At 68.1% G+C, this 19,921-nt stretch carries 20 protein-coding genes; 13 read left to right on the top strand and 7 right to left on the bottom strand.

All coding sequences use genetic code 11. From position 1 onward, the window contains the following. Positions 1-93: 93 nt before the first annotated feature. From clpS to rdgB, 6 genes are all read left to right on the top strand, one after another. Positions 94-477 carry an ATP-dependent Clp protease adapter ClpS gene (gene clpS, locus ACIQCM_RS03275; RefSeq protein ID WP_400603320.1) on the top strand — a complete coding sequence of 128 codons (384 nt, stop codon included), beginning with the start codon at positions 94-96 and terminating at the stop codon, positions 475-477. Continuing rightward, positions 470-1,036: a DUF2017 domain-containing protein gene (locus ACIQCM_RS03270; RefSeq protein WP_400603321.1), complete on the top strand. Its 567-nt coding sequence runs from the start codon at positions 470-472 to the stop codon at positions 1,034-1,036. Before clpS ends, ACIQCM_RS03270 begins: the two co-directional genes overlap by 8 nt. A 99-nt stretch (positions 1,037-1,135) precedes the next feature. Next, complete coding sequence (gene murI / locus ACIQCM_RS03265) at positions 1,136-2,122, top strand: glutamate racemase (protein WP_400604258.1); 987 nt, start codon at positions 1,136-1,138, stop codon at positions 2,120-2,122. Then, positions 2,119-2,916 (top strand): MBL fold metallo-hydrolase, encoded by a 798-nt coding sequence (locus ACIQCM_RS03260; RefSeq protein ID WP_400603322.1) that lies wholly within the window; start codon positions 2,119-2,121, stop codon positions 2,914-2,916. The genes murI and ACIQCM_RS03260 overlap by 4 nt, the downstream gene beginning before the upstream one ends. Positions 2,917-2,986: 70 nt before the next feature. Further along, positions 2,987-3,745, top strand: coding sequence for a ribonuclease PH (gene rph, locus ACIQCM_RS03255; RefSeq protein ID WP_400536266.1), 759 nt, complete (start codon positions 2,987-2,989; stop codon positions 3,743-3,745). Further along, positions 3,742-4,410 (top strand): RdgB/HAM1 family non-canonical purine NTP pyrophosphatase, encoded by a 669-nt coding sequence (gene rdgB, locus ACIQCM_RS03250; protein ID WP_400603323.1) that lies wholly within the window; start codon positions 3,742-3,744, stop codon positions 4,408-4,410. The genes rph and rdgB overlap by 4 nt, the downstream gene beginning before the upstream one ends. 31 nt (positions 4,411-4,441) lie before the next feature. Here rdgB and ACIQCM_RS03245 read toward each other — a convergent pair whose 3' ends face one another. Beyond that, positions 4,442-5,236 carry a DedA family protein gene (locus ACIQCM_RS03245; protein WP_400604259.1) on the bottom strand — a complete coding sequence of 265 codons (795 nt, stop codon included), beginning with the start codon at positions 5,234-5,236 and terminating at the stop codon, positions 4,442-4,444. Between the two features lie 68 nt (positions 5,237-5,304). Here ACIQCM_RS03245 and ACIQCM_RS03240 point away from each other — a divergent pair, with 68 nt between their 5' ends. Together ACIQCM_RS03240 and ACIQCM_RS03235 are read left to right on the top strand one after the other, a co-directional pair. After that, positions 5,305-6,333: an exonuclease domain-containing protein gene (locus ACIQCM_RS03240; RefSeq protein WP_400603324.1), complete on the top strand. Its 1,029-nt coding sequence runs from the start codon at positions 5,305-5,307 to the stop codon at positions 6,331-6,333. A gap of 24 nt (positions 6,334-6,357) precedes the next feature. Beyond that, positions 6,358-6,837, top strand: coding sequence for a DUF4395 domain-containing protein (locus tag ACIQCM_RS03235; RefSeq protein ID WP_400603325.1), 480 nt, complete (start codon positions 6,358-6,360; stop codon positions 6,835-6,837). Here ACIQCM_RS03235 and ACIQCM_RS03230 read toward each other — a convergent pair. Continuing rightward, the gene (locus ACIQCM_RS03230; protein ID WP_400603326.1) at positions 6,818-7,909 is read right to left on the bottom strand and encodes an ADP-ribosylglycohydrolase family protein; all 1,092 of its coding nucleotides are present in this window, start codon (positions 7,907-7,909) and stop codon (positions 6,818-6,820) included. The two genes, ACIQCM_RS03235 and ACIQCM_RS03230, sit on opposite strands and share 20 nt — an antisense overlap. Positions 7,910-8,056: 147 nt before the next feature. Between ACIQCM_RS03230 and ACIQCM_RS03225 the strand changes: the two genes are divergently transcribed. The 3 genes from ACIQCM_RS03225 (at position 8,057) to ACIQCM_RS03215 (ending at position 13,282) form a co-directional block, all read left to right on the top strand. Then, a complete protein-coding gene (locus ACIQCM_RS03225) occupies positions 8,057-8,995 on the top strand; it encodes an aquaporin (RefSeq protein WP_400603327.1) in 939 nt (312 codons plus the stop codon). A 67-nt stretch (positions 8,996-9,062) separates the two neighbouring features. Further along, positions 9,063-10,241, top strand: coding sequence for an exonuclease SbcCD subunit D (locus tag ACIQCM_RS03220; protein ID WP_400603328.1), 1,179 nt, complete (start codon positions 9,063-9,065; stop codon positions 10,239-10,241). Beyond that, on the top strand, positions 10,238-13,282 hold the full coding sequence (locus ACIQCM_RS03215; RefSeq protein WP_400603329.1) for an AAA family ATPase: 3,045 nt from the start codon (positions 10,238-10,240) through the stop codon (positions 13,280-13,282). Before ACIQCM_RS03220 ends, ACIQCM_RS03215 begins: the two co-directional genes overlap by 4 nt. Here ACIQCM_RS03215 and ACIQCM_RS03210 read toward each other — a convergent pair. Continuing rightward, positions 13,279-14,016: an IclR family transcriptional regulator gene (locus tag ACIQCM_RS03210; RefSeq protein WP_400603330.1), complete on the bottom strand. Its 738-nt coding sequence runs from the start codon at positions 14,014-14,016 to the stop codon at positions 13,279-13,281. The two genes, ACIQCM_RS03215 and ACIQCM_RS03210, sit on opposite strands and share 4 nt — an antisense overlap. Before the next feature lie 237 nt (positions 14,017-14,253). On the opposite strand from ACIQCM_RS03210, the gene ACIQCM_RS03205 reads away from it, so the two are divergent. Then, the gene (locus tag ACIQCM_RS03205) at positions 14,254-15,588 is read left to right on the top strand and encodes an MFS transporter (RefSeq protein WP_400603331.1); all 1,335 of its coding nucleotides are present in this window, start codon (positions 14,254-14,256) and stop codon (positions 15,586-15,588) included. 133 nt (positions 15,589-15,721) lie between these two features. Here the strand turns inward: ACIQCM_RS03205 and ACIQCM_RS03200 are convergent, their stop codons facing one another. The 4 genes from ACIQCM_RS03200 to ACIQCM_RS03185 form a co-directional block, all read right to left on the bottom strand. Then, on the bottom strand, positions 15,722-16,369 hold the full coding sequence (locus ACIQCM_RS03200; protein ID WP_400603332.1) for a phosphoribosyltransferase: 648 nt from the start codon (positions 16,367-16,369) through the stop codon (positions 15,722-15,724). A gap of 85 nt (positions 16,370-16,454) precedes the next feature. Beyond that, positions 16,455-17,282: an alpha/beta fold hydrolase gene (locus ACIQCM_RS03195; RefSeq protein WP_400603334.1), complete on the bottom strand. Its 828-nt coding sequence runs from the start codon at positions 17,280-17,282 to the stop codon at positions 16,455-16,457. Between the two features lie 4 nt (positions 17,283-17,286). Then, positions 17,287-17,544, bottom strand: a complete 258-nt coding sequence (locus ACIQCM_RS03190; RefSeq protein WP_400603335.1) for a biotin/lipoyl-containing protein — start codon at positions 17,542-17,544, stop codon at positions 17,287-17,289. 140 nt (positions 17,545-17,684) lie between these two features. Then, positions 17,685-19,115 carry an amino acid permease gene (locus ACIQCM_RS03185; protein WP_400603336.1) on the bottom strand — a complete coding sequence of 477 codons (1,431 nt, stop codon included), beginning with the start codon at positions 19,113-19,115 and terminating at the stop codon, positions 17,685-17,687. A gap of 180 nt (positions 19,116-19,295) precedes the next feature. On the opposite strand from ACIQCM_RS03185, the gene ACIQCM_RS03180 reads away from it, so the two are divergent. Beyond that, positions 19,296-19,763 carry an Lrp/AsnC family transcriptional regulator gene (locus ACIQCM_RS03180; RefSeq protein WP_400604261.1) on the top strand — a complete coding sequence of 156 codons (468 nt, stop codon included), beginning with the start codon at positions 19,296-19,298 and terminating at the stop codon, positions 19,761-19,763. Positions 19,764-19,921: the final 158 nt, after the last annotated feature.

The raw sequence follows: 19,921 nt of genomic DNA, 5'->3' as shown, positions 1-19,921 counted from the left end.
CGGTGTGGGCCCACCCACCGGCTCCCGCGTCTCGCTTCGCTTCGCCGCGGGGCCCTCGCCGGTGTGGGCCCACCCGCCCCATAGAATGGACAGATGACCATTAGCGTTGCGCCCGGCCCTGATACCCAGGAGGGCACCCGGACCGGGACAGCGGAGGCCACCGGCTCCCTGACCGCCCCGGACGTCCCCTGGAACCTGGTGGTCTGGAACGATCCCGTCAACCTCATGAGCTACGTCAGCTACGTGTTCCAAAGCTACTTCGGCTACTCGGAGAGCAAAGCGAACAAGCTCATGATGGAGGTCCACAGGAAGGGCCGTTCGATCGTGGCGCACGGCAGCAAGGAACAGGTGGAACGGCACGCGGTGGCCATGCACGGTTTCGGGCTGTGGGCCACCGTGGAGAAAGCGAGCGGCGGCCCCGGCGGCAACTCCGGGAAGTCCGGCGGATCCGGCCAGGGCAAGGGGAAACGTGGCTAAGGCATTCAAAAACGGACTCAAAGGCATCACCGGGTTCCTGGAACCGGCGGAACGGGACCTCCTCCGCAGCCTCTTCAGCGACGTCATCTCCATGCTGGAGCCCGAAGAGCGGGAAGGGCAGGACCCCCTGGCCGCCCTGATCGGGCTGGATATGGACGTCGCCGTGCCGTCGGACCGCGCCATGAAGCGGCTCCTTCCCAACGTGTCCAAGGACGACGACGGCGCTTCCCTGGAGTTCCGCCAGCTCACCGAACGCTCGCTGCGGGAGACCAAGATCGGCGCCCTGCGCGCGGCCGCACTGGACCTGGACAAGGACGAGATCATCCTGACGCCCCAGGGCGCAAAGCACTGGTCCATGGCGCTCAACGACGTCCGGCTGGTGCTGGCCGAGCGGCTGGATATCCGCGATGAGGCGGACGCGGACCACGTCCACAGGATGCAGGACTGGTCCCAGGCCGAGGACGTGGAGAGCTACCTGGCCCTGGTCTACAATTTCGCCACCTGGCTGCAGGAGTCGCTGGTCCAGGCCATGCTGCTGTCGCTGGAACCCCGCCGGTGACCGCTGCCGTGCCGCTGCCGGCCTGTGAGAAACCAGACATGAGGCGAAGGCCACACCATCATGGCTGACGCGCCCCGGAACACCTATCCTCGAATGACCATGACAACATCCCCGGACACACCCGCGCCGCTCCAGGACCCGTCCGCGGATTCGGCTGCGCCGGTGGCCTCCCGCCCGATTGGGGTTTTCGACTCCGGAGTTGGCGGGCTCACCGTGGCCCGCTCCATCATCGACCAGCTCCCCAACGAATCCATCCTCTACGTCGGCGACACCGCCAATGGGCCCTATGGTCCCCTTCCCATCGCGGAAGTCAGGGCGAACGCCCTGGGCGTGATGGACGAACTGGTGGACTCCGGAGTCAAGCTGCTCACGATAGCCTGCAACTCGGCGTCGGCTGCTGTCCTCCGCGACGCCCGTGAACGCTACACCGCCAGGTACGGGATCCCGGTGATCGAGGTCATCCAGCCTGCCGTCCGGCGCGCCGTGGCTGCCACGCGCACCGGCCGCGTCGGCGTCATCGGCACCTCCGCCACGGTGGGCTCGCGCGCGTACGAGGATACCTTCGCCGCCGCTCCGGACCTGTCCATCACCTCCGTTGCCTGCCCGGCCTTCGTGGAATACGTGGAGGCGGGAATCACCACCGGGGCCGAACTGCTGGCCGTCGCGGAAGAATACCTGGAGCCGCTAAAGGCCGCTGAGGTGGACACCGTGGTCCTGGGCTGCACGCACTATCCGCTGCTGACCGGCGTCATCTCCTACGTCATGGGCGCCGACGTCACCCTCGTCTCCAGCGCGGAGGAAACGGCCAAGGACGTGTACCGCGCCTTGGCCACGCACGGGCTGCAAAGGGACGCCGCCGACCCGCCGGAACACCATTTCGTCGCCACCGGGGATGCCCGCCAGTTCGAAACCCTGGCCCGCCGCTTCCTGGGCCCGGAGGTCCTCTCCGTCCGGCACGTGGACCACGTCGCCGCGCAGTACCCCACGGGCAGCCTGGCGCGCATCACCCCGGAAATGATCGCCGCCGCGCGGAGTTCCCGGACGCGCCCGCGCATCTCCAATTTCGTGGGAGGGCCGGGACTGTGAAGCTGACCATCGTGGGCTGCACCGGATCCTTCCCCGGGCCCGGATCTCCGGCCTCCTGCTACCTGCTCACCGCCACGGACGGCCAACGGACGTGGAAAGTCGTCATGGACCTGGGGAGCGGGGCGCTCGGCGCCATCCAGCGCTACACCGACCTGGAAGACATCGACGCCATCTTCCTTACCCACCTGCACCCGGACCACTGCATGGACCTCTGCGGCCTGCACGTGGCGGTGCGGTGGAAGCCCGGCGGCTGGGGCCGCGACCGGATCCCGGTATGGGGACCGGCAGCCACGGCGGACAGGATGGCCACCGCCTACGGCCTGGACCTCGACCCGGGCATGCATGAGGAATTCGACTTCACCAACTGGGCCGAACGCGAATCTGTCACTGTGGGCCCCTTCACCGTCACCCCCTTCGCGGTGAACCACCCCGTCGAAGAGGCCTACGCCCTGCGTGTTGAGGTGGTGGAACCGGACAAGCACGGCAACCCTGTTTCCCGCACCCTGACGTATTCCGGCGACACGGATTCCTGCCCCGGCCTCGAAGAGGCCGCGAAGGACGCAGACCTGTTCCTCTGCGAAGCCGCTTTCGAAGAGGGCCGTGACGACGCCATCAAGGACGTGCACCTGACCGGAAAACGGGCCGGCGAGGCTGCGGCGGCGGCCGGTGCCCGGCGGCTCCTCCTGACACACATCCCGGTGTGGACCTCGCCCACCACCGTCATGGCGGAGGCCCGCCCGGTCTTCGGCGGGGATGTTGCAGTCGCCGTGGCCGGAGTGCATTACACGATCTAGCGTCGCTGGAGTGGGCGGCAAGCCGGCTTCCGGCGCGAACCGGTGCCGGTGCAGTGGATAAGCTAAAGGCATGACTTCTGAAGCAACTGCAGTGCCCATCGTGCGCGCCGACGGCCGTGCACCGGACCAGCTCCGGCCCATCAGCATTACGCGCGGCTGGTCCAACCAGGCCGAAGGCTCGGCGCTGATCGAGTTCGGAAACACCCGGGTCCTGTGCACGGCATCGCTCACCGCCGGCGTGCCCCGCTGGCTTAAAGGGGAAGGCCGTGGCTGGGTCACCGCCGAATACGCCATGCTGCCGCGGGCCACGAACACCCGCTCGGACCGTGAGTCGGTCAAGGGGAAGATCGGCGGCCGCACGCATGAGATTTCCCGGCTGATTGGACGTTCGCTGCGTTCGATCATCGATACCAAGGCACTGGGCGAGAACACCATCGTCCTGGACTGCGATGTCCTCCAGGCCGACGGGGGCACCCGCACCGCTGCCATCACGGGCGCCTATGTTGCGCTCGCCGACGCCATCCGGTTCGCCCGGGACAACAAGCTGATTGCCCGAACCGCGGAGCCGCTGGTGGACACCATTGCCGCCGTCTCGGTCGGGATCATCGACGGCGTTCCCATGCTGGACCTGCCGTACGTGGAGGACGTCCGGGCCGAGACGGACATGAACGTGGTGGTCACCGGCTCCGGAAAATTCGTCGAGGTGCAGGGAACCGCTGAAGGTGCCCCGTTCGACCGCGCCGAGCTGGACGCGCTCCTGGATTTGGCACTCTTGGGCACCGGGCAGCTCGCGGCAATCCAGCGCGAAACCCTGGCGGACACCCTGTGAGTGTCCGGACTCCGGCCGGTTCCGGCCGGCAGGGCGCGCGGCTGGTGCTCGCGACCCATAACCAGGGCAAGCTGCGCGAGCTGCGCGAACTGCTGCGCGGGCAGGTGCCGGGGCTCGACGTCGACACCCAGGTAGTGGACGCAGCGGCGGCAGGTGCCCCCGACGTCGTCGAAAGCGGTGTGACCTTTGCCGAGAATTCGCTGCTGAAGGCGCGCGCTGTGGCGGAGGCCACCGGGCTTGTGGCGATTGCGGACGATTCCGGCCTGGCCGTGGACGTGCTGGGCGGGGCGCCGGGGATTTTCTCGGCACGCTGGGCTGGCGGGCACGGCGATGACGAGGCCAACCTGCAGCTGCTCCTCGCCCAGTTACGCGATGTGCCGGACGCACACCGCGGCGCGGCTTTCGTCTGCGCCGCAGCACTGGCCGTTCCGGACGCAGGCGGCCTCCCCGGCCGCGAGGTGGTGGAGTACGGGCAGCTTGAAGGCTTCCTGCTGCGCGAACCGCGCGGAGCCGGCGGGTTCGGGTACGATCCGGTCCTGCAGCCCGTCGGGGACAACCGCAGCTGCGCGGAGCTGACGCCCGCGGAGAAGAACGCGATCAGCCACCGGGGGAAGGCCTTCCGCGCCCTGCTGCCGGCCGTCGTCGAGGCCCTGAACCACCGCTGACCCCCGGAACCGGGCGTGGTGCCGGGGCGGGCTATTCCGGACGGAGGCCCTGGGTGTCGCGGGGCGTGCGGTGTTCTTCTTCCGGTGTGTGCTCTTCGATGAACTCGTCCACGGGGTCAGTGCCGTAGGCTACCGCCTGGCGCTTTGCGGATATGCCGCGCAGGATTTCGACGCCGATGGGCAGCACCGAAACCAGCACGATGACGATGAAGATGACGTCCAGGTTGTCGCGGACCCAGGGGATGCGGTCGCCCAGCAGGTAGCCGAGGAGGGTGACGCCGCCGCCCCACAGCAGGGCCCCGATGACGTTGTAGAGGAAGAACTTCTTCCGGTTCATCTGCGCAACGCCCACGATGACCGGAACGAACGTGCGGATGATCGGAACGAACCGCGCCAGGATCAGTGCCTTGCCGCCGTGCTTTTCGAAGAAGGCATGCGCATTCTCCACGTTCTCGCGCTTGAAGAGGCGTGAATTGGGCTTGTTGAAGATGGCCGGGCCGGCTTTGGAACCGATGAGGTAACCGGTCTGGTTGCCAATGATCGCGGACACCACAATCAGCAGGGCGAACATCCAGACATTGAACTTGATGGTGTCCGTGGCCACCAGGAGGCCGGCGGTGAACAGCATGGAATCGCCGGGAAGGAAAAACCCTACCAGCAGGCCGGTCTCGGCAAAGACAATGCCGCAGACCAGCAGCACCACCCAGGGAGCGAGAGCGGGATCGGCCAGGAAGACCTGGGGGTTCAGCCAGTCGGGCAGGAAAGAGGCCAGCTGCGGCTGGACCGGTCCTGCCCCGCCCAGCATGGACACGGCGAGGTCAGTTATCACAGGAAAGTTCACCCCTCAAGGGTACTTGACCGGTTTGTGGGGACACCGGCGGTAAAGTGGGGGCCGTGGGTTTGGACTTTACGGCGATCGACTTTGAGACGGCCAACGGCTTCCGTGGATCCCCGTGCTCCGTGGGCCTGACCAAGGTGCGGAACGGCCGGATCGTGGAGGAGGCGTCCTGGCTGATGCGGCCCCCCGCGAACCATGACCACTTTGAATATCACAACGTGCGCATCCACGGCATCACCGCCGCGGACGTAGCCGGCATGCCGCGCTTCGGGGACCTGTTCCCGGAGATCGGCGCGTTCATCGGCGACGATGTCCTGGCGGCCCACAACGCCGCATTCGATCTGGGCGTGATCCGTTCCGCCCTGGAGGTTTCAGGTCTGCCGGGGCCGGCGTATGACTATGTGTGCACCGTCATGCTCTCGCGGCGCTGCTATTCATTGGTGTCCAATTCGCTGCCGTTCGCCGCCGAAGAAGCAGGCGTGCCGCTGCTGAACCACCACGACGCCGTGGAGGATGCCCGCGCCTGTGCCGGCATCCTCATCGACATCGCCCGCCGGAACGGCGCCAACAGCCTGGCCGAGCTGTTCCTTTCGCTGGGCCTGGCCATGCCCCGGCAGCCGGCCTTCGATCCGGCCACGGGGGTACTGTCCAAGCCCAGCATCGCCGCCATGGCACAGGCTGCAGGAGGGGCAGCGGCGCCGGCACGGCCCTTCCTTCCGGGATGGCCGGAGGAAGGCGAGAACCCCGTGCCCAATCCGGACGCCGAACCGGGCCACCCGCTCTTCGGCCAAACCGTGGTGTTCACCGGACAGCTCACCATGGCCCGCCCCGAGGCGAAGATGCGCTCCGCGGAGCTGGGCGCGCGCACGGAAAGCCGGGTTACCGGCCGCACTACGGTCCTGGTGGTGGGCGACGGCTTCGACGCCGCCGACCTGCGGTCCGGCCGGCTGACGGGGAAGGCACGCCGGGTCCTGGAGCTCCACGGCCGCGGCCAGGCCATCGAGGTGCTCTCTGAGGGCGAGTTCCTTCAGATGGTGGGCCACGGCACATCAGTTCACGCGAGGCAACAAAGCTTCTCCGCCTAGCAGGCGCGCCCCTACCCTTGCTCTATGCGTTCCCTTTTTGCCTTCCCGAACCCCGTCAACGAGTATGCAGCACGCATCACCGCCGGCCTCGTAGTGCTGTTGGCACTGGTCACCGCTGTCACCGGCTCGGGCTGGGGCCTCCTGGCGATCGCCGCCGGCTTCTGGCTGAGGGTCCTGTCCGGGCCGCGCTTTTCCCCGCTGGCGCTTTTGTCAGTCAAGGTCATCGCGCCCAGGCTGGGCCGGACCAAGCTGGTGCCCGGCCCGCCCAAGCGTTTTGCCCAGGGCATCGGTGCGGCGATGTCCACACTGGCACTCGCCCTGTTCCTCGCCGGCGCACAGCCCGCTGCCTGGACGGTGCTCGGGATCCTGGTGGTGGCGGCCTCCCTGGAAGCCTTCGCCGGGTTTTGCCTGGGATGCCGGGCTTTCGCACTCCTCCAGAGCCGGGGGTTGATCCCCGAGGACGTCTGCGAGGCGTGCAACAACATCAGCCTTCGCCAGTCGTGACCTTTACCAGCAGGCCGGCCGTCCCGCGGATGACGTCCCGGCCTTCCAGTGCGCCCAGCCATTCCTCCGGCAGGCAGTCCTCGCCATAGAGGGCACCCAGGATGTTGCCCGCAACCGACGCGGTGGAATCGCTGTCCCCGCTGTGGTTGGTGGCCACCGCCAGCGCTTCGCGGAAGTGCCGTTGCGCCGCGTCCCGGGTGCCTGCGCGCCGGCCCGGCAGGGTGGCCAGTGCCGCATAAAGTCCGACGGCGAGAGCCTCCTCCGCGACCCAGCCTTCCCCGAGTGCCTGGTTCAGTTCCTCGGGGGAGACTAAGCCCCTGGCCGCCAGGTCCAGGGCAGCGGCCAGGCGATCGGGCAGCTCGGCCGCAACGTCCGGCAGGTCGCGGGCGGACGCCGCCACCGCGGAGGCCGCCTCCTGCAGGCCCTCGCCGGCCACGAGCCGATGGATCAGGAGACTGAATGTTCCGGCGCTTTGCCGCGCCGAAGGATGTCCGTGTGTCAGGGCGGCGGCGTCGGCACTTAGCTTGTAGACGGCGTCGGACGCTATGTGCGGAATCAGGCCGAACGGCGCTGAGCGCATCACGGTGCCGCAGCCCTTCGAATCGGGATTGACGGGACGGGCCGAGGTGCCCATCTCCCCGTTGGCCAGGCCGGAAATGCAGGCCTTGCCGGGGTGCCGGCGCTGGTGCAAGACCGTCTGTCCGTCGATCCAGCGGGGCTGGGGCGCGGGCGCGGAGGGGCCGGCGTCCTCGCCCTGCGTGGCCAGCCAGCGCAGGTACGCAAGCCAAAGGCAGGCATTGACGTCTGCTCCGACCCCCGAATTCGCCCACTCCAGTGCTTCCGCCAGCCCGTCCACGGTGTAGAGCGTCATCTGGGTATCGTCCGAAAACACGCCCCCGTCCGGGAGCTGCGCAAAATCTGTGAGACCCCGGCCGCCGAACCGCTGCCGGATGCTGCCGATGGAGTCGAACTCCACGGCGTAGCCCAGGGCGTCGCCCAACGCACCACCCAGGAGACAGCCGTGGATGCGGGATTTCAAGGTGGGCGCGGGAAGTGCCGGGTCGTTGCTCATGGGCCAAATTTACCGTGGCCTGCGGGGAGGGGGGCGACCCGGACTGCGGCACCCGGCCGGCCCGGGTCCAAAACTGCGGACCGGGCTGGAATAATGGTGGGGTTGCCCCGTGCAGCACCCGTTCCCGCACCTACCCCGAGGTCACACATGAGCATGCCCGGCACCGACCGCCAAGATACCTCGCTGCCCGGAACGGCGGCGGCGCAGTACGGGCTGGTGCCCCGCCTTGCAGCTGAGGCCTTCGGAACCCTGTTCCTGATGTTGGCCGCGGTCGGCGTGCCGCTGTTCACCATCCCGCAGTCCAGCCCGCTGCCCGCCCCGCTGGCTGCGGGCCTTGCCGTAACAGCAGCAATGCTGGCGTTCGGGCATGTCTCCGGGGGCCACTTCAATCCAGCCATTACGCTGGGGCACCTCTTGGCCGGCCGGATCCGCACCGTGGCGGCGGCTGCCTATATGGCCGCACAGCTGGCGGGAGCGATGGCGGGCGCCCTGGTGCTCTATGGCGTCCTGCGGACCCTTCCCGGCATCGCGGACAGCCGGACGGCGTTCGACACCGTCAGCCCGGGGTACGGTGAGCACTCCATTATCCAGGCGCCGCTGGCAGCGGGGCTGCTGCTTGGAATGCTGGGCGCTGCCCTGATCGTCGCCGTATTCCTGGGGGCGGCCGGCCGCAACAACTCGAACACGCCGGCGGCTGCCCTGGCGGTTGGCCTGAGCTTCGCCGTCCTGCTCCAGCTGGGACAGGCCATCGGCAACCTGCCGTTCAACCCCGCGCGTGCCGCTGCGTCCGCGGTGTTCAGCTCGGCCTGGGCCATGGAGCAGCTTTGGGTCTTCGTCCTGTCGCCGCTGGCCGGCGCTGCCATCGCGGGACTGGTCTTCCGCGCCCTCCCCTCCCCAGCGGCCGGGGCTTCCGTGGAGGTGGCGGGGCCGGGTGCGGACGGCGGCCTGACGGCAGCGGAGGAGACCACCGCCGGCTCCCCTTTGGGTGATCCGCGGGCAGCTGCAGCCGAACCGTCCCGGTCCGGACTGCCTGCGGCCCGGGCCGGTGAGGCGCAGGCATTCTTTGACGGCGACGGGAAGCGATAGGGCAGACCGCTGCGTGGAGCTGCGGGTGCGGCCACGTTCTGTCAGTGCCAGCCGATAGCGTAGGAACATGCGGTTACTTCACACTTCCGACTGGCACCTGGGCCGGTCCTTCCACGGCGTAGGCATGCTCGATGCCCAGCGGGACTTCGTCGAGCAGCTGCTGGATGCCGTCACCCGCCACGCGGTGGACGTGGTCCTGATCGCCGGGGACGTCTACGACCGTGCACTCCCCGGTGTGGACGTGGTCCGCCTGCTGGATGACGCGCTGGTGCGGCTGACGTCTGCCGGCGCGCAGGTGGTGCTCACCAGCGGAAACCATGATTCCGCCATCAGGCTGGGCTTCGCCTCGCGGCTGCTGGAACGCGGGGGAGTGCACCTTCGCACCAGGGTCGAAGGACTTGCCGAGCCTGTTGTCCTGCCGCTGGGACCCGGCACCGGGGCAGGCAGTCCTGTCCTGGCCGTCTATGGCATCCCGTGGCTGGAACCCAGGCTCGTGGCGGACCAGCTGGGTGTGGAGACCGCCAGCCATTTCGAGGTGACCCGTGCGGCCGCGGCACTGGTTCAGGCGGACATTGAACGGCGCTCGGAGCAGTCGCCGGTTCATTCGGTGGTCCTCGCCCACACCTTCGCCAGCGGAGGCATCAGCTCCGACAGCGAACGGGACCTGAGCATCGGCGGCGTGGGGGCGGTGCCGCTGGACCTGTTCGACGCCTTCACCTATACCGCGCTCGGCCACCTGCACGGCCGGCAGGAACTCTCGAATACGGTCCGGTACTCCGGGTCGCCCCTGGCCTATTCGTTTTCGGAAGCAAACCACCGCAAGGGCGCGTGGCTGGTGGACATTGGTCCGGACGGGCTGGAGGAAATCCAGGAGGTGACCTGGGCGGCGCCCCGCGCCCTGGCCGTGCTGCGGGGCAGGCTTGAGGACCTCCTGGCGTCCGAAGACCACAAGTGGGCCGAGTCCGCTTACTGCCAGATCACCCTGACGGATGCGCAGCGGCCTGCGCGCGCCATGGAGCGCCTGCGGACCCGTTTCCCCGACACGCTGGTGCTGGGCTTCGACCCCGAGGGCGGCGCCGCCGGCACACCCGCCACCTACAGCAGCCGGCTCGCCGAGGCTCCGGACGATCTCGCAGTGTGCTGCGGCTTTCTCTCCCATGTCCGCGGCAGGGACGCCGATGAAGCGGAGCAGGCCGCGCTGGCCGCCGCCCTTGAAAATGTCCGCCTGCAGGAGGTGTCGGGGTGAGGATTCATTCCCTGCGGATTTCCGGGTTCGGCCCGTTCGCGGGTACGGAGGAGATCGACTTCGACCGGCTCAGCGCCCACGGCCTCTTCCTCCTGAACGGACCGACGGGCGCCGGAAAAACCAGTGTCCTGGATGCTATTTGCTTCGCCCTGTACGGCTCCGTGCCGGGCGCCCGCCAGGAGGGAAAGCGGCTCCGCAGCGACCACGCGGATCCCTCCCGGGAACCGGCGGTGACCTGTGTCTTCTCGGCCCAGGGGCGCCGGTTCGAGGTGACTCGTTCGCCGGCATGGGATAAGCCCAGTGCTCGTGGCCGCAACGGTTTCACTACGCAGCAGGCCAAGACGCTTCTTCGGGAGCGGATCGGGGCGGACTGGAAAGAGCTGTCCGCCCGCAACGACGAGGCCGGTGCGGAGATCATGGCCGTGCTGGGAATGGACCGGGAACAGTTCACCCGTGTGGTGATGCTCCCGCAGGGGGACTTTGCTGCCTTCCTGCGGTCCAAGGCCACGGACCGGCTGGAGCTGTTGCAGAAGCTTTTTGGAACGCAGCGGTTCGAAGCCGTGGAACAGGACCTGGTCCGCCAGGCGCAGTTGGCCCGCCAGGAAGTTGCCGCGATTTCCGGACAGCTTGCGATGCTTGCGGGCAGGGCGGAATCAGAAGCCGCAGCGCTGGGCCTCGACGCCGCAGAACAGCAGGACACAGGTGCCGAGGCCCGGCTTGCCTGGCTGCAGCAGGCCGCCGTCGACCGTCTGGCGGCGCTGGAAGCTGACGCGGACGAGGCAGGGAAGATCAGCCGCGGCCGGGTGGCGGCGGCCGAAGCCGAGGAAGCCCGGACCGAACGCGGGCGGAGGCTCCGCGCTGCTTCGGTCCGGAAGGCTGCCGTAGAGGCTGGCGGCCCGGAGTTGGAAGGGCACCTTCTCCGGCTTGCACGGCACCGCCAGGCAGAAGTGCTTGCCGGCCAGCTGCACAGCGTTGATGCCGCCGCAGCAAAGGTGCGTGCCGCCGCAGGGGCCGCCGGATCCTCGCTCACCCTGCTGCGGGTCTCCGCGGCGGAAGAAGCGGAGCTTGCCGGGCTGGAGCTGCGGGATTCGGCCGGCCTGCCGGCGAATGCCGCGGCCGAACTTGGCCGGTTGCGTTCCCTGCAGGCCGTGGTGGAGGCGCGGCTCCCGGATGAGGAGCGGCTGCAGTCGCTTCGGGGCCGGCAGGCCGGCCTGGTCAAGGAGCAGGAGAAGCTTGCGGCTGCGCTCACGGACTTGGGCCGGAGGACCGCGGAACTGCAGGGTGAACAGGACCGCCTGCTGGAGGAATCGGGTCCGCTGGAACAGCGCGCGGCGGCGGCCCCGCTGCTCGCCAAGGAAGCCCGGGACGCAAAGGAACTGCTTGAGGTGGTGAGGCGCTATCGTCGGGCCGCTGAGGCCCGGGACGCCGTCAAAGCCCGCTGGGAAGAATCCCGCAGCAGCCAGCTTGAAGCCAAGCAGGTATGGCTGGACCTGAGGGAAGAGCGCCTGGCCAACACTGCGGCGGAGCTCGCGGCAAGCCTTGCTGATGGAGCTCCCTGCCCCGTCTGCGGCAGCGCCGCCCACCCGGACCCCGCGAAGGGCAGGGCCACAGGCCCGGGCCTCGCGCAACAGGAAGAAGACGCCCGGCAGGCCTACGAGGACGCAGACGCTGCACACTCGGACGTCGCCCGCAGTCTGGCCGAAGCGGAGCAACTGGTGGCCGTCCTCGCCGGCCAGGGCGGCGACGCCGCGGAGGAGCAAGCCGCAAAGGACTGCGCGGACGCGGTCCGTGCTGCCGACGATGCCGCGCTCGCAGCAGAAGAGCTTGAAACCCTGCGGTCCCGCCTGGGCACGCTGAAAGACGACTTGGACGCTGCCTCTCGGTCCCGGCAGGAAACGGACAAGGAACTTGCCAGGTCCGCATCCGCGGGCAGGGACCTGGCAGAGCAGCAGAACGCCCTCAACCAGGCCCTGGCGGAGCTGCGTGCCGGACACCCCTCGCTGGCACGCCGGCTGCGCTCACTTGGCAAGGCCGTGGCCGTCCTGGACCAGGCTGTTGAGGCGCATGCCGTCCTGGCTGCGGCGGAAGAGCACGAACGGGAAACCACGGCCCGGCTTGACCTCGCCCTGCCTGCTGCGGGCTTCAATTCCGCAGCGGAAGTCCGCGGCCAGCTGCTGGACGCCCCCTCAGCGGCAGCGCTCCAGGAAGCAGTGCGCACCGCGCAGGACGAGGCTGCCCGGGTCGCAGAGCTCTTCGATTCCGAAGACATTGTCCTGGCGCTGGACGAACAAGCCGCCGGCTTCGAGGCTGATACGCAGCGGCTGGAGCGGTTGCGCGCCGAAGCCGCGGAGGCAGTCCGCGGAGCGCGGGATGCCGAAGTGGCTGCCGGTGTGGCTTCCCGTTGCCTCACCGCACTGCAGGCCATAACGGCTGAATACCACGAGGCGGCCGGGGCCTGCCGCGGCCCGGCGGAGCGGGCGCAGATGCTGGCCGGGCTCGCTGAGGCCGCGTCGGGCCGCGGTGAGAACACCTACCGGATGAGCCTGAACAGCTACGTCCTGGCGGCCAGGCTGGAGCAGGTGGCTGTGGCGGCGTCCGAGCGCCTGGTGGCAATGAGTGACGGCCGCTACCTGCTGCAGCACACGGACGCCAGGGCAGCCCGCGGCGCCAAGTCAGGGCTTGGGCTCGAAGTGGTGGACCAATGGACCGGCCACCGCCGTGACACCTCCACCCTCTCCGGCGGGGAGTCCTTCATGGCGTCGCTCTCGCTGGCCTTGGGCCTGGCGGATGTGGTCCAGCAGGAGTCGGGTGGCGTGGAAATCGAAACGCTCTTCGTGGATGAAGGATTCGGAAGCCTTGATGAGCAGTCGCTGGAGCAGGTCATGGATGCCCTGGAGGGGCTGCGTGACGGCGGCCGTGTGGTGGGCCTGGTGAGCCATGTGGCTGAGATGAAGCAGCGGATCGGCACCCAGCTTCAGGTGCTCAAAGGCCGGAACGGATCCACCCTGCAGGTTTCCGAGGTGCTGGAGCCCGCAGCCTAGGCGAGTTGCTGCTCAATCCTGGCGGCGCTCTCCGCCAGCGCCGGCCCCACCACCGCCTCCGGGTCGTGCAGGGAGCTGATGTACACGACGGCGAGCGCGGCCGGACGCCCGCCGGGGACCCGGACCGGGGCCGCCAGCGAGGACACCCCGGGGATGACTTCGTCATGGCTGGCGGAGAAGCCCCTGCGCCGTGCCTCTGCAGCCTCGGCACGGTAGGCGATGCCGGTGCCCAGGTGCTCCCATTCCGCCTCGGTCAGCGCGGACTGGATCGCAATTCCCGGGGCGCCGGCATTGATTGGGTGCCGGGTTCCTGGATGCTGTGCCACCGTGGCGCCGGAATGCCGCGGTTCAACGGTAACCAGTGTGATGCAGTCGTGGTGGTCCCACACCGCGATGAAGGCCGTCATGTCCAGGCTGTTGGCCAGCTGTGTCAGTTCAGGCAATGCCGCTGCCTGCAGGTTGCGGGAGACGCCCCGGGCCAGGACGGCGAGCCCCGGCCCCGGCTGGACCCGGCCGGCGTCGTCCCGGACCAGCAGTGAGTGGTCCTCCAGCGTGCGCAGTATCCGGTACGCCACGGAGCGGTGCACCCCCATGGCGTCCGCGAGCTCGGCAATCGTCAGGGGTCCGGGCGCGGCGGCGAGGATCTCGAGCGCACGGATTCCCCGGGAGAGCGTCTGGGAGGGCGAGGCCTGGGCAGGCGCGGCGCCGGTCGCGGCCGTTGCGGGGACGTTCATGGCCTCCATCCTAGGTGTCGGGGGACGGAAGCCTCTTGTGTGGCGGACGCTCCGACCGTAGTGTTCTCATTACGAATTACTAGTTCAACTATAGAACTAACGGCGCCGGAACCTTAATGTTCCGAAATTCGTGTCCTGTATCACCTTTTCGTAGTACCCTGCTAACTAACTGACCGTTCTGTCAGTAATCCTGAAGGCGACCCGGCGGCCCCGCCGCCAATAAACAATGGAGTTTCAATGACCTCACCTTCCGCGGTGGACACACCCGCTGGCCCCAGCAGCCGGCGGGAGGAGCGAAAAGTCCTCGCCGGCACCCTCGTAGGGACCACCATCGAGTGGTATGACTTCTTCATCTTTGCCCAGCTGACGGCAACGCTGCTGTCGCCCCTTTTCCTGGCACCGCTGAACGAGAAGAACCCCGGCCTGGCACAGATTCTCTCCTTTGCCCTGATCGGCATCAGCTTCCTCTTCCGCCCCCTCGGTGCGGTCATTGCCGGCCACCTCGGCGACCGGCTGGGACGCAAGGCCATGCTGGTCTTCACCCTGGTGATGATGGGTGCGGCCACCGCCCTGATCGGCATGCTTCCCACCTACGCGCAGATCGGTGCCTGGGCACCGATCCTGCTCATCACCCTCCGCATCGTCCAGGGCTTCTCCGCCGGCGGCGAATGGGGCGGTGCCGCGCTGATGGCCGTGGAACACGCGCCCCTGCACAAGCGCGGCCTGTTCGGCGCATACCCGCAGATCGGCGTTCCCGTCGGGATGATCCTGGCCACGGGCCTGCTCTACTTCCTGAACACCAGCATGTCCAAGGAGGACTTCGCCTCCTGGGGCTGGCGGGTGCCGTTCCTGCTCTCCATCGTCCTGATCGTGGTGGGTTACCTGATCCGCCGCGCCGTGGCCGAGAGCCCGGTGTTCAAGGAAATGGCTGCACGCAAGGCAGAAAGCAAGGCGCCCCTGGGTGAACTGCTCCGCAGCCACAAGAAGTCTGTGCTCTACTCCACCATGATTTTCATCGCCAACAACGCCGCGGGCTATCTCCTGATCGCATTCTTCATCGCCTACGCCACCCGCACCCTGAAGATGCCGGTCCCTGAGGTCCTGCTCGCCACCACCCTCGCTTCCTTCGGCTGGCTGATCTTCACGCTGGTGGGCGGCTGGCTCTCGGACCGGATCGGGCGCGTCAAGACCTTCCTCACCGGTTACGCGATCGTCTTCGCCTGGATGCTCCCGATGTTCGCGCTGATCGATACCAGGAACATCTGGCTGTACGGCGTGGCACTGTTCGTCCTCACCGTCGGCCTGGGCCTGTCCTACGGCCCGATGTCCGCGATGTACGCGGAGATGTTCCCCGCCCACGTGCGGTACTCGGGCATCTCCATCGGCTATGCCTTCGGCGCCATCCTGGGCGGCGCGTTTGCCGCCACTATCGCCGAAGCGCTGCTGCAAAGCACCAAATGGGCCGGATCCATCGGCATCTACATCATGGTGCTGTGTGTTATTTCGGCCATCGGCGTGGTGCTGGCCAAGGAAACCAAAGGCAATCCCCTCGGCGTCAGCAGCCACCACTAGCATCCCGCCCGCCAAGGCAGGAGTTCCACACCAATAACGCACGACGGCGGGTCCGGACCTACAGCGGTCCGGACCCGTTGGCGCTTTCCCCGCTGAGCCGGACAGGCAAGGCTGCTGGCCCGGCTACGGCCGCTTACGGACTGAGGAGGCGGATGGCGTCGTCGTCGGTCAATTGCTCAAACCGGTCATAGAAGCTGCCCACCGCACCGAACCTGCCCGGCAGGTGCAGGCAGAGGACCGCATCGCAGGCTTCCTCCACGGAGGCAGCAGCTTCGATCGATGCCACCGGAGCTGCGGCAACCACGGCAGCAGCACCACCCCCGCGGACAGCCTCGATGGCAGCCCGCATGGTGGCACCCGTTGCCAGGCCGTCGTCCACAAGGAGCACGGTTTTGCCGGCCACGTCCTGCTGCGTTCCGGGGTAGAGGTCCACTCGCCGGAGCAGTTCGGCGCGTTCGCGCTCCTCGACCGCCTCCAGGAGATCCTGCCGCACCCCGTCTTCGAGGATGCGCCGCACCAGCGGCGCGTTCAGCAGGCGTACCGTGCGGCCCTGGCTCCAGGCCAATGCACCAAAAGCCGTCTCCTCATGGCCGGGAATGCCCAGCTTGCGGACCAGCACGGCGCCCAGCGGCAGGTGCAGCCCTTCCGCCACCGCCATCGCCACCGGGATCCCGCCGCGGGCCAGGCCCAGGACCAGCGTGTCCGGCCGGTCCCGGTAGCCTGCCAGCAGTTCTGCCAGGCGCATGCCTGCGTCGGTGCGGTCCTTGAATCGCCTGCGCATGTGTCCTCCCCGTATCTTTCTTCAGGGTACCGCCGGCAAACGCCCGGAGCGCAGGTCCTCCGAAACGGCCCGGGCCGCGGCGACGCTACACCGCGAGGAATGAAATGGCTGCCTGTTTGAAGGCCCGGCTGGTGACTGCGTTGGTGTGGTTCCGTCCCGGAAGGGTCAGTACTTCTGCCATGGAACCGGCGCCGCGGGCAAGATCCGCGAGTTTCGGGAGGCTGTCCACCCGTTCATCCTGGTCTCCGGCCACCAGGAGCATGGGCACGTGCGGCACGGCCTCGGCGGGGTCGTAGGGTTCGTCCTTGATGGCTTCCACCAGGGTCAGGAGCGCGAAAATGTTGTTGCCGGGCAGCAGCAGCGCCATTTTCAGCAGCCGCGCCGTGGACTCGTCCGCGATCGGTGTTCCGTCCGCCAGGTACTGCTGGGCGGCGACGAGGTCGAACGCGGCCAGAGGGTCGCTGATGTTGGGCCCGCCGAGGACCAGGCGGTGTACGATCTCGGGCTGCGTGGCCCCGAACTCCCAAGCGAGCCTGGCGCCGAGGGAATACCCCGCCACGTCCAGCCCGCTGGAAGGGTCGCCGTCCCGCAGTGGCCGCACACCGGCGTCGAACGCCGCCTGCAGGAGGTCAGCGCGGATCCTGCTGGGGGAGTAGGAGTCCCGGTCCTCCGGGGCGCCGCTGCGGCCGTGGCCGGGCAGGTCAACCATGATCACCCGGCGGCCGGCCTCGAGCAGCGCGGGGAGCCAGCCGGTGTCAACCCAGTTCAGCTTGCTGGAGGAGGAAAAGCCGTGCACCAGCAGGACCGGCCGGAGCCCGGCGTCCGTGGCGGGTTCATGGACCTCCACGTACATCTGGGGGTCCGTGCCTTCCACGGTGTGCGCCTGCTGGGGGCCGGTGTGCCTGCCGCTCATGGTGTCAGTCCTCATTAAGTACGGCGCTCAGGCGGACCCGGCGCGTGGGGGCTTCTTCCTTCGGCACCGTGCCCACGATCCCGGCCGTGTTGTCCGGCACCTCGAACATGGTCAGGGGCTGGCCGACGCGTATCGGCCTGCCCGGTTCCCCGAAGGTACGCACCACTCTACCCGCCTGCGGACCGGGCAATTCAACGGCGGATTTGCTTGCTTCCGCCTCCGCCAGGGGCTGGTTCCGCTTCACCAGTTCGCCCGGAGCCACCAGTCACTCCAGCACGGTTGCTTCGATCAGGCCCTCGCCAGGATCCGGTAGCGGGAAGGAAATTTCAGCCACGCCGGCTGTGGGCGGGGCCACGCAGGCGGAGCCTGCCTGGGGCGGCAGCGCGCAGCCGCCCCGGTGTATCAGCGGGACTGGTCGGCGTCCGCGGCCGCGGTATGCCTGGCAGCGGTTCCGGCCTCTTCACCGGGACGCCGGCTGCTGATGCGGGCAGCAATCCTGCAGGCCACCGCAATGCCGGCAACCAGGGCAAAGGTGCTGAACAGCTGCACCCGGCTGGCCTCCGCACTGAAGCCCACCGCGAAGATCACGGCCAGCAGCACCAAGCCCAGGATGGTCAGGGCCGGGAAGGCCTTCATCCGGAGCGGCAGTTCAATGCCGTTACGGTCGGCGCGGCGGCGCAGGATCAGCTGGGAAACCAGGGCGGCGCCCCAGACCACCAGGCAGGTGGAGCCCACCAGCTGGAACAGCGCAGGCAGGATGCGCTCGGGAAACAGCAGTTCCAGTACGGTGGCGGCGAAGCCGAACGCGACGGAAACAGCCACGGCAAGCATGGGCACGTGTGTACCGCTGAGCCGGGTGAGGAACCGGGGAGCCTCCGAGCGTTCCGCCAGCGAGGCCACCATCCGGGACGCGCCGTACAGGTTCGCGTTCAGGGCAGAGAGAAGCGCGACGACGGCCACCAGGGTGATCGCCGTCCCGGCGCCGGGGATGCGGGCGACGTCCAGGACGCCCGCGAACGGGGACGCCAGGCCCTCCGACGTGGCGGGCAGGACGGCGGCGATGACGAAGACGGAGCCGATGTAGAAGACGAGGATCCGCCATAGGACCGTGCGGATGGCTTTTGCCACGCTCTGGCGGGGGTTTTCGGTTTCAGCCGCGGCCACCGAGACGATTTCCGTGCCGCCGAAGGCGAAGATGACCACGAACAGTGCCGAGGCAATGCCAGCCAGCCCGTTGGGGGCAAAATCCGTGGTGAAGTTGCTCAGTCCGGGGGACTTCACGTCGGGCAGGAGGCCCAGCAGCAGGGCGGCCCCGATGGCAAGGAACAGTACAATGGCGGCCACCTTCAGGATGGCGAACCAGAATTCGAATTCGCCGAAGTTCCGGACGCCGGCGAGGTTTATGGCGGTGAAGACCACCATGAAGATGAGCGCCAGCGCCCAGACCGGGACCGCCGGCCAAATGGAAAACAGGAGCCCCGCCGCGCCGAGTGCCTCGGCCGCGATGACCACCACCAGCTGGAGCCACCAGAGCCAGCCGATCGTGGCCCCTGCCGTCCGGCCCATGGCGCGCTCGGCGTATACGGAGAACGCTCCGCTGTTCGGGTTGGCTGCGGCCATCTCCCCAAGCGCCCACATCACCAGGATGATCAGGGTGCCGGCCACCAGATAGGAGACCAGGACAGCCGGGCCCGCCGCCTGGACGCCCGCGCCGGAGCCCAGGAACAGGCCCGCGCCGATAGCGCTGCCCAGCCCCATCATGGTGAGCTGGCGGGATTTCATGCTGTGGCCCGCAGCGGCCGTGGGCCGTGCGGGGAGGGACTTCGTTGTCATGAGCAGGGGGACCTTCTTGGGGTTAACGGGTGTGGCGCCTTGTGGGCCCAGTCGAATTTACCGCCTGCAGACCGGCTCCGGAGAATGCAGGTCGTGGGACGATGGAAGCAAGTTGTCCGGAAAATGGCAGGAATTCAACGCAGGTTGCGTGGCCCTGCCAGGGTTGTGCGAGGAGTTTGCCTGGTGGTTGATGCGCTGGACGCGAAGATTGTCCGATTCTTCACGGAGCAACCCCGGGCCTCGGTCCTCGAAGCTTCGAGGACCCTTGGCGTGGCCAGGGCGACGGTCCAGTCGCGGCTGGACCGGATGACGGAGACGGGCGTCATCAGTTCGTGGGTACCGTTGCCCGACCCGGCCCGCTTCGGCTTCCCGGTCGTGGCGTTCTGTTCGCTCACCATCAATCAGGATGCCGGGCATGACACCGTCGCGGGGGCACTGGCCGCCATTCCCGAAATTATCGAGGTGCACACCGTCTCCGGCAGTTCGGACCTGATGGCCCGTGTGGCGGCCCGCTCCAACCCGGACCTGCAGCGGGTCCTGGACGCGATGATAGCCACCCGGATGGTGCAGCGGGCGTCCTCGGTCATCGTCCTTAATACCCACTTCCAGGGCCGGACGCTGAACCTCCTCGAGGCTGCCGCCAAGTAACCCCGGGACGCAACGCCCGCAACACTTCCAGGACGTGGAGGCCGGCGTCGGCGGCAAATCCCCGCAGCTCCCGCAGAAACATTTCCGGCTCGGACAGATATGGCCGTAGAATGAGTTCTGGTCAAAGTGACCATAACTGGGATTGCTGCCGGGGCAGG

The sequence above is a fragment of the Pseudarthrobacter sp. NPDC092439 genome, from assembly GCF_044754945.1.
Classification (GTDB): Bacteria; Actinomycetota; Actinomycetes; order Actinomycetales; family Micrococcaceae; genus Arthrobacter.
The sequence above is the reverse complement of the archived record's forward strand: the minus strand, read 5'-3'. Positions and strand labels throughout refer to the sequence as shown.

Excerpts from the sequence above, each read along its gene's own strand:
- clpS (WP_400603320.1), top strand. The coding sequence starts at position 94 with ATGACCATTAGCGTTGCGCCCGGCCCTGATACCCAGGAGGGCACCCGG.
- murI (WP_400604258.1), top strand. The coding sequence starts at position 1,136 with ATGACAACATCCCCGGACACACCCGCGCCGCTCCAGGACCCGTCCGCG.
- rph (WP_400536266.1), top strand. The coding sequence starts at position 2,987 with ATGACTTCTGAAGCAACTGCAGTGCCCATCGTGCGCGCCGACGGCCGT.
- ACIQCM_RS03235 (WP_400603325.1), top strand. The coding sequence starts at position 6,358 with ATGCGTTCCCTTTTTGCCTTCCCGAACCCCGTCAACGAGTATGCAGCA.
- ACIQCM_RS03230 (WP_400603326.1), bottom strand. The coding sequence starts at position 7,909 with ATGAGCAACGACCCGGCACTTCCCGCGCCCACCTTGAAATCCCGCATC.
- ACIQCM_RS03225 (WP_400603327.1), top strand. The coding sequence starts at position 8,057 with ATGAGCATGCCCGGCACCGACCGCCAAGATACCTCGCTGCCCGGAACG.
- ACIQCM_RS03220 (WP_400603328.1), top strand. The coding sequence starts at position 9,063 with ATGCGGTTACTTCACACTTCCGACTGGCACCTGGGCCGGTCCTTCCAC.
- ACIQCM_RS03210 (WP_400603330.1), bottom strand. The coding sequence starts at position 14,016 with ATGAACGTCCCCGCAACGGCCGCGACCGGCGCCGCGCCTGCCCAGGCC.
- ACIQCM_RS03205 (WP_400603331.1), top strand. The coding sequence starts at position 14,254 with ATGACCTCACCTTCCGCGGTGGACACACCCGCTGGCCCCAGCAGCCGG.
- ACIQCM_RS03200 (WP_400603332.1), bottom strand. The coding sequence starts at position 16,369 with ATGCGCAGGCGATTCAAGGACCGCACCGACGCAGGCATGCGCCTGGCA.
- ACIQCM_RS03195 (WP_400603334.1), bottom strand. The coding sequence starts at position 17,282 with ATGAGCGGCAGGCACACCGGCCCCCAGCAGGCGCACACCGTGGAAGGC.
- ACIQCM_RS03185 (WP_400603336.1), bottom strand. The coding sequence starts at position 19,115 with ATGACAACGAAGTCCCTCCCCGCACGGCCCACGGCCGCTGCGGGCCAC.